At 76.2% G+C, this 15,296-nt stretch carries 12 protein-coding genes; 7 read left to right on the forward strand and 5 right to left on the reverse strand.

The features are described from left to right. The first annotated feature begins 58 nt into the window (after positions 1-58). Together PGN05_RS13155 and PGN05_RS13160 are read left to right on the forward strand one after the other, a co-directional pair. Positions 59-2,671: a LuxR C-terminal-related transcriptional regulator gene (locus PGN05_RS13155; protein ID WP_419753001.1), complete on the forward strand. Its 2,613-nt coding sequence runs from the start codon at positions 59-61 to the stop codon at positions 2,669-2,671. A 113-nt stretch (positions 2,672-2,784) separates the two neighbouring features. Next, the gene (locus tag PGN05_RS13160; protein WP_419753002.1) at positions 2,785-2,994 is read left to right on the forward strand and encodes a hypothetical protein; all 210 of its coding nucleotides are present in this window, start codon (positions 2,785-2,787) and stop codon (positions 2,992-2,994) included. Between the two features lie 27 nt (positions 2,995-3,021). Here PGN05_RS13160 and PGN05_RS13165 read toward each other — a convergent pair whose 3' ends face one another. After that, on the reverse strand, positions 3,022-3,159 hold the full coding sequence (locus PGN05_RS13165; protein ID WP_419753003.1) for a hypothetical protein: 138 nt from the start codon (positions 3,157-3,159) through the stop codon (positions 3,022-3,024). Between the two features lie 88 nt (positions 3,160-3,247). Here PGN05_RS13165 and PGN05_RS13170 point away from each other — a divergent pair, with 88 nt between their 5' ends. Then, positions 3,248-6,055, forward strand: coding sequence for an AAA family ATPase (locus PGN05_RS13170; RefSeq protein ID WP_419753004.1), 2,808 nt, complete (start codon positions 3,248-3,250; stop codon positions 6,053-6,055). A gap of 116 nt (positions 6,056-6,171) precedes the next feature. Then, positions 6,172-7,242 carry a thioredoxin gene (locus tag PGN05_RS13175; protein ID WP_419753005.1) on the forward strand — a complete coding sequence of 357 codons (1,071 nt, stop codon included), beginning with the start codon at positions 6,172-6,174 and terminating at the stop codon, positions 7,240-7,242. Here PGN05_RS13175 and ftsH read toward each other — a convergent pair. Beyond that, the gene (ftsH, locus tag PGN05_RS13180; protein WP_419753006.1) at positions 7,229-9,349 is read right to left on the reverse strand and encodes an ATP-dependent zinc metalloprotease FtsH; all 2,121 of its coding nucleotides are present in this window, start codon (positions 9,347-9,349) and stop codon (positions 7,229-7,231) included. The genes PGN05_RS13175 and ftsH overlap by 14 nt on opposite strands. A 106-nt stretch (positions 9,350-9,455) precedes the next feature. On the opposite strand from ftsH, the gene PGN05_RS13185 reads away from it, so the two are divergent. Both PGN05_RS13185 and PGN05_RS13190 read left to right on the forward strand, forming a co-directional pair. Next, positions 9,456-10,469: an MsnO8 family LLM class oxidoreductase gene (locus PGN05_RS13185; protein WP_419753007.1), complete on the forward strand. Its 1,014-nt coding sequence runs from the start codon at positions 9,456-9,458 to the stop codon at positions 10,467-10,469. A 52-nt stretch (positions 10,470-10,521) separates the two neighbouring features. Next, positions 10,522-10,965, forward strand: a complete 444-nt coding sequence (locus PGN05_RS13190; protein WP_419753008.1) for a TIGR03618 family F420-dependent PPOX class oxidoreductase — start codon at positions 10,522-10,524, stop codon at positions 10,963-10,965. A gap of 69 nt (positions 10,966-11,034) precedes the next feature. Here PGN05_RS13190 and PGN05_RS13195 read toward each other — a convergent pair whose 3' ends face one another. The 3 genes from PGN05_RS13195 to PGN05_RS13205 form a co-directional block, all read right to left on the reverse strand. Beyond that, positions 11,035-12,018 carry an ABC transporter substrate-binding protein gene (locus PGN05_RS13195; protein WP_419753009.1) on the reverse strand — a complete coding sequence of 328 codons (984 nt, stop codon included), beginning with the start codon at positions 12,016-12,018 and terminating at the stop codon, positions 11,035-11,037. 75 nt (positions 12,019-12,093) lie between these two features. Further along, on the reverse strand, positions 12,094-12,717 hold the full coding sequence (locus tag PGN05_RS13200; RefSeq protein WP_419753010.1) for a nuclear transport factor 2 family protein: 624 nt from the start codon (positions 12,715-12,717) through the stop codon (positions 12,094-12,096). 76 nt (positions 12,718-12,793) lie between these two features. After that, positions 12,794-13,552, reverse strand: coding sequence for an IclR family transcriptional regulator (locus PGN05_RS13205; protein ID WP_419753011.1), 759 nt, complete (start codon positions 13,550-13,552; stop codon positions 12,794-12,796). A gap of 312 nt (positions 13,553-13,864) precedes the next feature. Between PGN05_RS13205 and ligM the strand changes: the two genes are divergently transcribed. After that, entirely contained in the window at positions 13,865-15,268 is a 1,404-nt protein-coding gene (gene ligM, locus PGN05_RS13210) for a vanillate/3-O-methylgallate O-demethylase (RefSeq protein WP_419753012.1), read from the forward strand. Positions 15,269-15,296: the final 28 nt, after the last annotated feature.

The following is a 15,296-nucleotide window of genomic DNA, read 5'->3' on the forward strand; positions in this document are numbered from 1 at the left end:
CACCGGTCCAGCAGCGCGACCCGCACCTCCGGGCACGCGGCGCCCGGGCGTGCCCCGGGTGAAGACCGCGGTGCCGCGGCTGCCCCCGCGTCACGTGCACCGCCCGCGGCTCGTCGCCGCGCTGGAGGCCGCGGCCCCCGGGCAGGTCACCCTGGTCAGCGCACCGGCCGGGTACGGCAAGACGCTGCTGCTGGCCGAGTGGGCCTCCCGCCGTCCGGAGCTGACCGGCTGGATGTCCCTGGACGAGGACGACAACGACGACCACCGCTTCTGGTCTGCCGTCCTGAGCGCCCTCGCCTCCTGCCCGGCCGTCCCCCCGGACAGCCCCGTGCACCGGCTCGTCGTCCCCGGCCGGCCCAGCCAGGACCCGACGTTCCTGGCCGCGGTGGTCGACGCGCTCGACCTGGTGCCCGGCCCGGTCCGCCTCGTGCTCGACGACGTGCACGAGTTGACCGCGCCCGCTCCGCTGCACGGCCTGGCCTCGCTGGTCCGCGACCGGCCACCGGGACTGCAGCTGGTGCTGGGCGGCCGGAGCGATCCACCGCTGCCGCTCGGGCGGATGCGGCTGGACGGGCAGGTGTGCGAGATCCGCGCCGAGGACCTGCGCTTCTCGGTCCCCGAGGCCGACGCGCTGCTGGCCGCGACCGACGTCGAGCTCTCCGCGGACCAGCTGCGCCAGCTGGTCGAGCAGACCGCGGGGTGGGCGGCCGGGCTGCGGCTGGCGGCGCTGTCCCTGCGGGAGGCCGACGACGCCGACCAGTTCCTCGCCGACTTCGCCGGGAACAGCCGCGCGGTCGCCGACTACCTGATGGGCGAGATCCTCGCGCGGCTGCCGGCGCCGGTGCTCGACCTGCTGCGCGCGGTGAGCGTGTGCGACCCGCTGTCGGCGGCGCTGGCCGCGGCGTTGTCCGACCGCCCGGACGCCGGGGAGGTCCTCGACGCCCTGGAGCAGGACACCTCGCTCATCCTCAGCTCGGGTCAGGGCCGGGTCTGGTACCGGGTGCACCCGCTCCTGCGCTCCCACCTGCTCGCCGACCTGCGGCGTCGGCGGCCGGACCTGGTGCTGGACCTGCACCGCCGGGCCGCGGACTGGTACGCCGCGCGCGGGCACCCCGTCCCGGCGCTCGCGCACGCCCGCCAGTCCGGCGACCTCGACCTGCTGGCCGCGCTGCTGCGCCGCAACACCGTCGGGCTGATCGCCGACGGGGCGCACCGGGCCCTGCGGGAGGCCCTGGACGGGCTGGGCGGCCGATCCGTCGCCGACGACCCCTGGTACGCCCTGGTCGCGGCCCTGGTGGACATCGAGACCGGGGCGGTGGCGGCGGCGGACGCCCACCTGGACCGTGCCGACGAGGCCTGGCCCGCCGAGCCGGGGACCGACCTCGTGGCGCTCCGCGTCCTCGTGCGCGCCCGGCGGGTCAGCCTGGACGGCGACCCGCACGCGATGGTCCAGGTCATCGAGGCCCTGGCCGCGGCACCCGACGAGCACCTCGAACTGGCCGTCATGGGCGACCTGGACCGGGCGCTCGCCCTGCTGACCGTCGGCCGGACCGACGAGGCGCAGCAGGCGGCCGCGACGGCCATCGCCCGCGCCCGTCAGCTGGACCAGGCCTACCTCGTGGCGCGGGGGCTGACGGTGCTGGCGGCGGTCGAGGGCGCCCGCGGGGACTACCGGAGGATGGGCGAGCTCGCAGAGCAGGCCGACCGGATCGCGCCCGGTGCCGACTGGCAGGCCACCGCCGGGGCGGTGATGGCGGCGATCCTCCGCGCGTACGGGGCGTTGCTGCGGGCCGAGCCCGCCGCCTGCCTCGACCTGCTGGCGCCGGCGCTCGCCTTCGGCGAACGCCCGCAGGACGAGCCGTTGGCCTCGGTGTCCGCGCCGGCCGGAGCGCTGCGCGGCGCGGCGCTGGTGGACCTCGGGCGCGTCGCCGACGGTCTGGACGCGCTGCGGCACGCACGCACGGAGTCGGTGGCCCACCCTGGGATGGCGGCGACGGGCGCGCTGCTCGCGTCGCTGGAGTACCCGACTGCGGCGCTGTCGGGTCGTCCGGACCTCGCCCGCAGCGTCCTCGAGTGGAGCGAGCAGCGCCTCGGTCCGCAGGGGGAGGTCGCCCTCCTGCGCGCCCAGCGGCTGACCGCGATGGGCCGCTCGGCCGCCGCCGCCGAGACCCTGCGGCCCGTCCTGGACGGCTCCCTCGAGGTCCTCCTGCCGTGGACGGTCGTCGAGGCCTGCGTGCTCGACTGCCGGCTGGCGGTGCTCGACGGCCGCCGGGACCACGCCCGCGCCGCGCTGGACCGGGCCCTGGGCCTCACCGACCAGATGGACGTGCTGCGGCCGCTGGCGTTCGGGCCGGCCGAGGTCGCCGACCTGCTCACCGGCCTGCTGGGCAGCTTCGACGTCCGGGAACCGACCGCCCGCCGGGTGCTGCACGCCCGGTTCGCCCTCCGCGGGAGCGACCGGCGGGTGGGCCTGACCGAGCGGGAGCGCGCGGTGCTCACCCTGCTGCCCACCCAGCGCTCGTTCGGCGAGATCGCCAGCGAGCTGACCGTCTCGCACAGCACGGTGAAGACGCACGTCCGCGCCATCTACACCAAGCTCGGCGTGACCTCTCGGCGGGAGGCCGTCGACCAGGCGCGCACCCACGGCCTGCTGTTCCGCGGGACGCCCTGAGCCCGGCGCGGCGCACGGCTCATCCGCTGCGGACGAGGTCCCGCGTCCGGTCGGCGGGACAGCATGGCCCGGGCCAGCCGGGTGTCCCCGCACCCGGGAACGGGAGGGCGGCGATGGTCTGGGTGGTGCTCGTCCTGCTCGGCCTCGGCATCGAGACCGTGGTGATCATCCTGCTCGGGCGGCACGCGACCGCCGGCTGGCAGCCCGAGGACAGGCAGGTCCCGAGCGGTTCGGTGCCGGTGTGGGCGACCGAGGTGGCCACGGCCGCGACGGGAGCGGCGAGCAGGTCCGCGGCCGGCCACGCGCGCCGGCCGGTGCGGTAGGCCCCGTCGTGCCCGTGCCCCGCAGCCTCAGCTGGTCGCCGGGTCCTCGTCGTCGTCGTCGGGGAGGTCCTGCGGCACACCCTCCGACGGCTTCCGGTGCCGCTCGGGGTCCAGGTCCCTCGCCAGTCTCTGCTCGACCTCAGGGGTCTGCTCGGCGTCCGTCATGCCCGCCACTGTGCCCCCTCCGCCCGGGGGTGGCACGCGCGGCACCGCAGGGTGACCCGGGTCCGCCGACCTCATCCTCCCCCGGGCGGTGAGCAGCGTGTCCCCTCTCCGCTCGTGGCCGGGGCTGCTGGGCCGACGGGCCGAGTGCGACGCGTTGCGCGGCCTGGTCGCGGCCGCCCGGAGCGGCGCCGGCCGCGCCCTGGTGCTGCGCGGCGGGGCCGGGATCGGCAAGACCGCCCTCCTCGAGTTCCTGGTGGAGGGCGCGGCGGGCTGCCGGGTGGCCCGTGCCGCGGGCGTCGAGTCCGAGTCGGACCTCGCCTTCGCCGGGCTGCACCAGCTCTGCGGGCCGCACCTGGACCGGCTGCCCCGGCTGCCCGGTCCCCAGCAGGACGCGCTCGGCACGGCGTTCGGTCTGCGGCCGGGCCCGGCACCGGACCGCTTCCTCGTCGGACTGGCGGTGCTCACCCTGCTGTCGGAGATCGCCGAGGACCGGCCGCTGATCGGCGTGGTGGACGACGCCCACTGGCTGGACCGGGCGTCGGCGCAGGCACTGGAGTTCGTCGCCCGCCGCCTCGGGGCCACTCCGGTGGCGCTGGTCGTCGCGGCGCGCGGATCCGCGGCGGACCCCCCGCTCGCCGGACTGCCGGAGCTGACCCTGCGCGGCCTGCGGAGCACCGAGGCCGCCACCCTCCTGGAGGGCTCGGTGACCGGCGCGCTCGATCCCCGCGTCCGCGACCGCATCGTCGCCGAGAGCTCCGGCAACCCCTCGGTCCTCCTCGAGCTGCCGCGCGCGCTCTCCGCGGTGGAGCTGGCCTTCGGCGCCGACCCGGCCGGCGCCGAGCCGCCTCCGCTGCACCGCCTCGAGCGGAAGCTGCTGGACTCGGTCGGGCCCCTGCCGGGCGCGGCCCGCCGGCTGCTGCTGACCGCCGCCGCCGAACCGGTCGGGGACGTGCCGCTGCTGTGGCGCGCCGCGGAGCGGCTCGGCCTGGAGCCCGGTGCCGCGACGGCGGTCGAGGCCGCCGGGCTGGTCGCGCTGGGCGACCGCGTCCGGTTCCGCCATCCGCTGCTCCGCTCGGCGGTCCACCACTCGGCTCCCCGCGCGGAGCAGCGGGAGGTCCACCGGGCGCTGGCCGAGGCCACCGACGCCGCGTTGGACCCCGACCGCCGGGCCTGGCACCGCGCCTGCGCCGCGACGGGTCCGGACGAGGCGGTCGCCGCCGAGCTCGAGCGCTGGGCCGGCCTGGCCGGCTCGCACGGCGGGCTGGGCGCAGCGGCGGCCTTCCTGGCACGGTCGGCCGCGCTCACCCCCGACCCGGCCCGGCGGGCGCGGCGTGCGCTGGACGCCGTCGGGGCCCTGGTGGCCGCCGGCGCGTTCGACGGTGCCGCCGCCCTCCTCGCGACCGCCCGGGTCGGACCGCTCCGGGAGGAGGCGGACCGGGCGCGGACCGACCTGCTGCAGGCCCGACTGTCCCTCGCGGGCGGCGGTGGTGACGACGCGCTCACGCGGCTGCTGGCCGCCGCCCGGCGGCTGGGACCGATCGACGCCGACGCGGCCCGGGACGCCCACCTGGACGCGCTCGTCGCCGTCGTGCTCGACGGCCGCGCGGGGGCCGGCCCCACTGCCGGGCAGGTCGCCGACGCCGTCCGCGCGGCGCCCCCCGCCGCCACGACGCGCCGGCGCGACGCGCTGCTCGAGGCGCTCGCGGTGCGGATCACCGACGGCTACGCGCCCGCGGTGGGACCCGCGCGCCGAGCGGTGGCGGCCCTCGTCGTCGGGGAGGAGCTCCCCTCGGACGAGGCGCTCCGCGGCGCGGACCTCGCGGCCGCCACCGCGGCGTCGCTCTGGGACGACGTCGCCTGGGCCGTCCTCACCCGCCGCCACCTCGACCTCGCCCGCCGGGCCGGCGCCCTCGCGGCCCTGCCCCGGGCCCTGGCCGCCCGCACCCTCCTGCACCTGGTCACCGGCGACCTGGCCGCGGCGGCGTCGCTGGTCGACGAGGCGCGGTCGCTCCCGGAGGCCGCCGGGCGCATCCCGGCGCCCTCCGGCGAGGCCGGGCTGCTCGCCGTCCAGGGCCGGGCCGAGCGGGCCGAACCGCTGATCCGCCGCTGCCTGGACGACGTCGACGCCCGCGGCGTCGACCGGACCGTGGCCCGGTGGGCCGGCGCGGTGCTGGGCAACGGTCTGGGCCGCTACCGGGACGCGCTGCGCGCCGCGCAGGCGGCGACCGCCGATCCGCCCCTGCTCGCTCCGGCGGCGTGGGCGCTCGCCGAACTCGTCGAGGCCGGCGTGCGCAGCGGCGACACCGCGGCCGCGGACGCCGCAGCGCAGCAGCTCTCCGCCACGGCCCAGGCCAGCGCCAGCGACTGGGCCCTGGGCGTGGCGGCGAGCAGGGCGGCCCTGCTGCGCGCCGGCCGCACGGCGGACGAGCTGCACCGCGAGGCGATCGACCGCCTCGGCCGCACCACGGTCCGGGTCGAGCTGGCCCGTGCGCAGCTGCTCTACGGCGAGTGGCTGCGGCGGGAGGGGCGCCGGGTCGAGGCCCGCGCCCAGCTGCGGACCGCGCACGACGCGCTGACCGCGATGGGGGTCGAGGCGTTCGCCGACCGGGCCCGCCACGAGCTGCTGGCCACCGGGGAGACGGTGCGCAAGCGGACCGTGGCCGCCGCCGGCGAGCTCACCGCCCAGGAGGCGCACGTCGCCCGGCTCGCCGCCCAGGGACTCACCAACCCGGAGATCGCCGCCGCGCTCTACGTCAGCCCCCGGACCGTCGAGTGGCACCTGCGCAAGACCTTCCCCAAGCTCGGCGTGAGCACCCGCCGGGAGCTGCGCCGCTCGCTCCCGGCGCTGGACTCCGCCGCGCCCTGGCCCGCGCCCGACCCCCTCCCCTCCCGCTGACCGCGCGGTCCCCGACGCCGTCCCCCCGCGGCCAGGGACATCGATGGGCGCGAACGACCCCGCGGCGGCCGAGGCTGGCTGCGGCTCCACCCCCGGCGCAGGAGGGACCCCCGACCATGGCCACCGACGACCTGCTGTCCGCCGCCCGCCGCCTGGCGCACTGGTTCCCCGCCGACGTCCGGGCCGAGGACCGGGGGGTGGCGGACGGCGAGGCCGCCGCCCTGTGGCCGGTCTCCGCCGACTTCTCCTTCGCCGGGGCGACCGGCTGGCTCAACTCGCCGCCGCTGACCGGCGCCGACCTGCGCGGCCGCGTGGTCCTGGTGGACTTCTGGACCTACACGTGCATCAACTGGCTCCGGTCCTGGCCCTGGATCCGCGCGTGGCAGCGGTCCTACGGCGGCTCCGGGCTGGTCACCATCGGCGTGCACTCGCCCGAGTTCACCTTCGAGCACGACGTGGACGACGTCCGCGACGCCGTGCGGGCGCGGGGCATCGGCCACCCGGTCGCCCTCGACAACCACGTCACCGTGTGGCGGTCCTTCGCCAACCACTTCTGGCCGGCCACCTACCTGGTCGACGCCGACGGACGCCTCAGGCACCACAGCTTCGGCGAGGGCGGCTACGAGGAGACCGAGAGCGTGCTCCGGCGGCTGCTCACCGAGGCCGGCGCAGCGGACCTCCCCCCGGAGCCGGTGCCGGTCGAGGCCCGGGGCGTCGAGGTGGCCGCCGACTGGGACACGCTGCGCTCCGGGGAGACCCACCTCGGCTACGACCGCACCGCGGGGTTCGCCTCCTCGCCCGCCGTCGTCCCGGGCCGGCCGTACGACTACACCGCGCCCGCGCGGCTGCGGCTCGGGCACTGGGCCCTGTCGGGCACCTGGACCATCGGCAGCGAGGTCGCGGCGTCGCACGGGGCCGGCGGGCGGCTGGTGTGCCACTCCTGGTCCCGGGACGTGCACCTGGTCGTGGCGCCGGAGGGTCCGGGCGGCGTGCGATTCCGCGTGCTGCTGGACGGCCGGCCGGCGGGGAGCGACGCCGGCGTCGACGTGGACGAGGACGGGCACGGCACGGTCCTCGAGCCGCGCACGTACAACCTGATCCGCCGCCACGGACCCGGGACCGGCGGCACGGTCGAGGTCGAGTTCCTCGACCCCGGCGCCCGGGTCCACGTCCTCACGTTCGGCTAGCCGGTGCGGCCACCCCCTCGGGTGGCAGCCCGGCGGCGCGGTCCGCCCCCGGCGTCTCGCCGCGGGCGATCGCGGCCGGTGCGGTGCTCCGGGGCACGCCGGCGGCCGCGTAGGCCTCGTCCTCGCCGAGCGTCTCCCGCTCCAGCAGGGTGCGGGCCAGCCGGTCCAGCCGCTCGCGGTTGCCCCGGAGCACGCCGACGGCCTCGTCGTAGCACTCCTCGAGGAGGCGCCGGATCTCGCCGTCGACCAGTTCCCTGGTCGCCGGCGCGATCCGGTCGGTGAGGAACGGCTGCTCCTCCCCGGGCGCCGGGAGCACCGAGACGGGCCCGATCGCCGGGGACATCCCCCACCGGCCGACCATCTGGCGGGCCAGCCGGGTGGCCTGGTCCAGGTCGCTCTCCGCGCCGGTGGAGACCTCGCCGTGGACGATCTCCTCGGCGGCGCGGCCACCCAGCGCCCCGGCGATGCGGCCGCGCAGGTACTCCTCGGTGTAGCCGTACCGGTCCATCTGCGGGGTCTGCACGGTGACGCCCAGCGCCTGCCCCCGCGGGATGATGGTCACGCGGCGCACCGGGTCCGCGCCCGGGGTCAGCATGCCGAGCAGGGCGTGGCCCGACTCGTGGTAGGCGGTGCTGAGCTTCTCCTCCGGCGAGAGCACGATGCCGCGCACGGTGCCCAGCAGGACCTTCTCCAGCGCCTCGCCGAAGTCGGTGCCGGTCACCCGGTCGTGGTGGTGCCCGGCGGCGGCCAGCGCCGCCTCGTTGACGAGGTTGGCCAGGTCGGCGCCCACCAGGCCCGGCGTCGCCGCGGCCACGGTCCCCAGGTCGACCTCCGGCGCGAGCGGCACCCCCCGCGTGTGCACCTCGAGGATCCGCAGCCGGCCGTCGAGGTCCGGCGGGCTGACGCTCACCCGGCGGTCGAACCGCCCGGGGCGCAGCAGGGCCGGGTCCAGCACCTCGGCCCGGTTCGTGGCCGCCAGGACGACGACGCCCTCGTTGCCCTCGAACCCGTCCATCTCGGTGAGGATCTGGTTCAGCGTCTGCTCGCGCTCGTCGACCCCGCCGGCGGCGAAGGTCCCGCCCCGGGCCCGGCCGATGGCGTCGAGCTCGTCGATGAAGACGATCGACGGCGCCACCTCCTTCGCCTGGTCGAACAGGTCGCGCACCCGGCTGGCGCCGACCCCGACGATGGCCTCGATGAACTCCGACGCGGAGATGGAGAAGAACGGCACCCCGGCCTCGCCGGCGACGGCCCGGGCGAGCAGGGTCTTGCCGGTGCCCGGCGGACCGGAGAGCAGCACGCCGTGCGGGATCCGCGCCCCGAGCCGGCTGTAGCGCTGCGGATCGCGCAGGAAGTCGACGATCTCGCGCACCTCGGACTGCACCTCGTCGATGCCGGCGACGTCGGCGAACGTCGTCCTGGTCCCGGCGTCGGGCCGGTAGAGCGTGGCCCGGGACCTGCCGAAGCCGCCCAGGCCCCCGAGGCCGGCGGCCCGGCGCCGCAGGAACCACAGGAGCAGCCCCACGAGGAGCAGGGTGGGGCCGAAGCCGACCAGGACCTGCTGCCACAGCGGCGGGGCGGCGTCCGGGTCGGTGGCGTTGACGGTGACGTCCTGCGCCTCCAGGGTCCCGAGCAGGTCGTCGGTCGCGAACGACGGGCGCTGCGTGGCGAAGAGGCGGACCTGCGCAGCGTCCTCCGGCCCGGGCGGGTCCACCGCGGTCCGGAACTCGCCCTGGATGGCGTCCGCCGTCGAGGTCACCGTCTCGACGTTGCCCGCGGCCAGCTGCTCGGTGAAGAAGGTGTAGGACACGTCGGTCCGCTCCGGCGGCCCCATGACCAGCGACGCGACGATCCAGTTGACCACCAGGGCGGCGACCACGAACCCCCAGAACCCGCCGCGCCGCGGCCGCTCCTGGGCCGGCCGCGGGGACCCGTTCCCGGGCATGCCCTCCACCCGCCAGGGCTGCGGCCGGCCGGGCTCCTCCGCGGTCCGGCCCCGCAGCCGGGCCCAGCGGCTCGGCGGGCGGTCGCCGGGCGGCACGCCGGGGGCTCCCGGCCGGTCGCCGTCGTCCCTCCCGTCGCGGACGGGTGGAGGATCGGTACGCACGGCGGAACGGTGCCGACCCGCGTTCGCCGCTCGCGCCAGGGGAACTCCCTGGTCCCCGGACCGATCCCGCCGGAACAGCTCCCGGCCCGGCGACGCTGCAGCTGCCGTGGTCGACCCGGCGCTGCGGCTCTCCCTGCTGGACCGGTCCCGCACCCGCGCCGGCGAGCCCGACGCCGCGGCGCTGCGCGCCTCCCTCGCCCGCGCGGTCCGCGCCGAGCAGCTGGGCTTCGACCGGTTCTGGGTCGCCGAGCACCACGGCGTGCCCGGGGTCGCCGGCGCCGCCCCCGCGGTGCTGCTGGCCGCCGTCGCCGGCCGGACGACGGCCATCCGGCTCGGCTCGGCCGGCGTGATGCTGCCGCACCACCAGCCGCTCGTGGTCGCGGAGCAGTTCGCCGCGCTGACCGCGTTCGCGCCCGGCCGGGTCGACCTGGGGCTGGGCCGCTCCCCCGCCTTCACCGCGCCGGTGCGCCGGGCGCTGCGGGAGACCGACCGGGACTTCCCCGCCGACCTCGCCGAGGTGCGCGCGTTCCTGACGGGGACGGCGGAGATCACCCTCCACCCGCAGCCGGCCGGCCCGGTGCCGCTGCACGTGCTGGCCACCGGCCGCGGCCTGGAGGTCGCGGCCGCGCTGGGTCTGCCGGTTCTCGTCGGCGGCCCGCTGCTGGGGGTGGCCGGGGACCCGGAGCCCGGGCTCGAAGCGCTGGCCCGCTACCGGCGCACCTTCCGGCCCTCACCGCAGCAGCCGGGACCGCGGGTGGCGATCAGCCTCGACGTGCTGGTCGCCGACACCGCCGCGGAGGCCGCCGACCTGCTGCTGCCGGAGGCGGAGGCGATGGCCCGGGCCCGCACCACCGGGACGTTCCCCGCGCTCGAGCCGGTGGCCGCCGTCCGGGCCGCCGTCCGCACGCCCCGCCAGCAGCAGTACCTCGACGCGACCGCCGCGGCGGCGATCGCCGGCACCCCGGCCCAGGTCGAGCGCCGGCTCGCCGAGCTGCTGGACCGCACCGGCGCCGCCGAGCTCGTCGCGTCCAGCAGCACCTTCGACCGCGCCGCCCTGGCTGCCTCCGACGCGGCGCTGGCCGCGCTGTTCGGCCGGACGATCGCCCCCCGCCGGGGCTGAGCCGCGCTCCGACGCCGTCGGCGGGCGGAGCCGGCCGTGCCAGGGTGAGCGCATGACGAGCCTCGCCGACCTCGTGGCCCTCGCCGCCGCCGAGCACCACCTGGCGGTCGTCTCCACCCTGCGCGCCGACTCGACCATCCAGGCGTCGGTCGTCAACGCGGGGGTCCTCCCCCACCCCGCGACCGGGCGGGAGGTCGTGGCCTTCGTGACCTACGGCCCGGTGAAGCTGACCAACCTGCGCGCGCGCCCGCAGGTCGCCCTGACCGTCCGGCACGGGTGGCAGTGGGCGACGGTCGAGGGCCGCGCCGAGCTCGCCGGACCCGACGACTCCCCGCCGTGGCCGGCCGACGCCGATCAGCTGCGCCTGCTGCTGCGCGCGGTCTTCACCGCGGCCGGCGGCCGGCACGACGACTGGGACGAGTACGACCGCACCATGGCCGAGCAGCGACGCACCGCCGTGCTCGTCGAGCCGGTGCGGGTCTACAGCAACGGCTGAGGCGCGGCAGAACGGAGCCCCGCACCGCTCCCGGATGGGAGGGGCGCGGGGCTCCGCGGTGGATCGGGGTCAGTTCTCGACGAAGATGTTGTCGAGCTGCACGTCGCCCTCGATGATCCCGTCCTGCTCACCCAGCTCGAGCAGCAGCTCCACCGACTCGCGGTTGATCTCCGACTGGTAGGTCGGCAGCGTCAGCTGCTGGGCGATCTCCGGCGCGATCTGGGTGTAGGCCCCGAGGACCTCCCGCACCTGGTCGGGGTTGTCCTGCGCGTACGCCTGCGCCTCGGTCATGGCGTCGGTGAACTGCTGGACGACCTCGGGGTTCTCCGCGGCGTACTGGTCGGAGGTGAACCACCCGGCGACGGTGAGGTCGTCGTCGGTCTCGGTGTAGGGCGAGGCCACGACCCGCAGGCCCTGGCTCTCCCCCACGGTCGCGAACGGCTCCACGGCGAAGGCGGCGTCCACCTGGCCGGTGCTCACCGCGGCCGGCATGTCCGGGAACGGGATCTCGACGAACTCGATGCCCGACGGGTCGCCGCCGGCCTTGCGGACGGTCTCCCGCACCACCGTGTCGCTGATGTTGTTGATCGAGTTGATCGCGATCCGCGTGCCGGCGAGGTCCGCAGCGGACTGGACCGGGCTGCCGGGAGCCACGACCACCGCGGCGAAGTCGTCCTCCGCGTTGCCCGTCGCACCCGACCCCGCCGCCAGCAGGCCGAGCGGGACACCGCGCCCCTCGGCCTGCAGCAGGCTGGTGACGTTGATGAAGCCGAACTGGGCCTCACCGTTGACCACCGCGGGCACGATGGCCGCACCGCCCTGGGCGAGGAAGGGCTCCACCACGAGACCGTGCTCCTCGAAGATGCCCTGCTCCTGCCCGAGGTAGAGGGCGGCGACGTCCACGATCGGGATCGTGCCCACGCGCACGGTGGTCGGTTCTCCCGAGTCCGCCGAGCCGCCCTCGGCGGCGGTGCCGGACTCCTCGTCCCCGCCTCCGCAGGCGGTCAGCACGACCGACGTGGCGAGGGTGAGGCTGATCAACGTACGACGCACTTGTCCTCCAGGACTGCTCTGTACCGGGAACGTGTGGGCAGGTTCGGCGATGGGTGGATGGGGGGCGACGGGACGTCAGAGGGCGAGGGCGCGGCCCGGCTCCGCGGAGCCCGCGAGCCACTCGCGACCCTCCCGGTAGAGGAGCTCGACCTCCGGCCCCACGAGTCCGGGGAGCGCGGGGTGGATCGTGTAGCCGATCTGGCTCTGCAGGTACGCGAGGTGCCGGTAGCCCTCCGGGAAGGACTCGAGGACCGTCCGGTCGAGCGAGAGGGTCGCGTCGGGCGCGACCGGGTCCATGCGGTCCTTCTCGTAGATCGGCTGCCGCCGCACGACCTTCCAGCCCCCCGCGTCCCGCCGGAAGAAGTCGTAGAACCGGCCGGTGCACACGACGTCCACCTCGACGTCGTGGACCAGCGCCCGCTGCGAGATGGTCATCTTCGTCTGGGCGACCGCGCGGTCGCCCGCGACGTCGACCGCCGAGCCGCCGAGGAAGTGCAGGATCCGGACGCCGTTCTCGAAGCCGGTCCGGGAGATGCCGATGAAGTCGGTGGCCGAGCCCTGGAACCAGGTCGCGGTCATGAAGCCGTCCTCGGCCCACACCTCCGCGAAGCGCTCCCAGTCAGCGGCGTCCCGGTAGAGCGCCCACTGCTCCACCACTCGCCTGATCTCGCGTTCGTCCCGTTCGGGGTCCGTGGTCATCGGGTGCCTCCTCAGCGCCGCCTGGCGCCGGGCAACGTAACAACGATCACCGGCCGCGCCCAGCGAGCCGTCCCGCTCAGTTGAACGAGCCGAGGCTCCGGCCGATCCCGTAGGCGGCCGTGCGCAGGGCGGCCGCGAACCGGTAGGGGTTCGGCACCGTCGACCGGAACACGATGGAGACCGCCGCCCGCACCTCGCCCGTGCCGTCCACGATCGGGCAGGCGACCGACACCGCGTCGGCCGACATCTCCTCGAAGACGTACGCGATGCCCTGCGCCCGCGTGCGCGCCAGTGCCGACCTCAGCCGCTTCGGGTCGGTGATCGTGTGCGGCGTGAAGGCCGGCAGCGGGCGGTCCAGCAGCTCCCGTTCCGCCTCCGGCGAGTACGCGGCGAGGACCTTGCCGACGGCGGTGGCGTGCAGCGGCAGGCGCGCGCCGATCCGCGTGAAGGTGTGCACGGAGTCGCTGCCGCGGATGCGCTCGACGACGAGCGCGGCTCCCCGGTCGAGGATCGCGAGCTGCACGTTCTCCGCGCTGGCGCGATGGAGGTCCTCCATGATCGGGTGCGCGATCTCGCCCAGGACCTTCGGCGACTGCGCGAGCAGGCCCAGCTTCCACACCCGCAGCCCCACCTGGTAGCGGGCGTCGGCCGTCCGCTCGACGCCGCCCCACTCGACGAGCTCGCCGAGCAGCCGGTGCGCGGTGCTCTTCGGCAGGCCGGTGCGCGCGGCGATCTCGGCGAGGGTCAGGACCGGATCCCGCGGCGTGAACGACTCGAGGATCGCGAGCAGTCGGCTGGAGGTCGCCCGTCCCGGCTCGTTGGCGTTGCCCGCCATCGCCTCCACCCTCCGCCCTCCGTCCCGCTCAGCAGGACGCCGTCGTTGACCCCCGGCTCCGGGGTGCTCGACACTCGGCCCAGTATCCACAGGGACCGTCCGCCTCCCCGCGCATCGTCGCGAGGCGGCGACACCGGCAGCGGGACGGCGACCGGCCGACGGCGACGGCCCCGGCGGGACGACCGACCACCCGGCGCACGCCACCCGTTCGACGCGGGCCGGCCGGCGTGCGATCCGCGTCCCGACCGCGACCGGCGGGCCCATCGGGATCTGCCGGACGGGATCCGCCGACTCACCGAGGAGGAACACCACATGACGCACCAGAACCTGCAGGAAGCGCTGGACGCGTCCGGCGACATCGTCGAGCGGCTGCGCAACTCGCCGATCGGGAACTACGTCTACCCGGTCGTGGCGCCGGAGTTCTGGAACTTCCGCACGGAGCAGCGCGCGTGGCGTGAGTCCGTCGTCCTGTACGACCAGTCGCACCACATGGACAACCTCATCATCCGCGGCGCCGACGCCCACCGGCTCGTGTCGGACACGGCGATCACGACGATGAAGAACTTCGACGTCGACCGCGCCAAGCAGTACATCCCCGTCTCCCCCAGCGGCCACGTCATCGGCGACGGGATCATGCACCGGGAGACCGAGGACGAGTTCGTCTTCGTCGGCCGCGCCCCCTCGGCGAACTGGCTGCAGTTCCAGGCGGCCACCGGCGGGTACGACGTCGACCTGCAGATCGACCGGCGCTCGCCGGCCTACCCCCTCGGTCGCGCGGTGACCCGCGAGTACTGGCGCTTCCAGATCCAGGGGCCGCGCGCCTGGGACGTCATCGAGAAGCTCAACGGGGCCTCGCTCGAGCAGCTGCGGTTCTTCAGCATGGACTGGATGACCATCGCGGGGGTGCGGGTCCGCACCCTGCGGCACGGCATGGCCGGCTCGCCCGGGCTGGAGCTGTGGGGGCCCTACGACTCCTACCACCAGGTGCGCGACACGATCCTCGAGGCGGGTGCCGAGTTCGGCATCGTGCCGGTCGGCGCCCGGGCCTACCCGACGAACGCCGTGGAGTCCGGCTGGATCCCCGCCCCGCTGCCGGCGATCTTCACCGGCGAGCAGCTGCGCGCCTACCGCGAGTGGCTGCCCGCCGACAGCTACGAGGCGACCATGTCCGTCGCCGGCAGTTACGTCCCCTCGTCGGTCGAGGGCTACTACCTCAACCCGTGGGAGCTCGGGTACGGGTCGTTCGTCAAGTTCGACCACGACTTCATCGGCCGGGACGCGCTCGAGCAGATCGACCCCGCGGCCCAGCGCCGCAAGGTGACCCTGGAGTGGAACGCCGAGGACGTCGTCCGCATCCTCGGCTCGATCGTCGACGTCGACGGCCCCCAGTACAAGTTCCTCGACCTGCCCCTCGCCAACTACGGGTACTCGGGCTACGACCGCGTCGTCGACTCCGCCGGCCGCCAGGTGGGCCTGGGGCTGAACAACGTGGCGTACACCGCGAACGAGCGGCGGGTGCTCTCGATGGGGACCATCGACGCCGACGTGCCCGAGGGCGCCGAGCTCACCCTGATCTGGGGCGAGCCCGACGGGGGGTCCGGCAAGACCAACGTGGAGCCGCACGAGCAGACGGAGGTACGGGTGGTCGTCAGCCCGACCCCCTACTCCTCGGTGGCGCGCGCCTCGTACCAGGCGGGCTGGCGCACGGGGCAGTGAGTTCCGCGGTGGAAGGCAGCCGTCCGTG

Origin of the sequence: Geodermatophilus sp. CPCC 206100 (assembly GCF_048569675.1) — a bacterium.
Lineage (GTDB): Bacteria > Actinomycetota > Actinomycetes > Mycobacteriales > Geodermatophilaceae > Geodermatophilus.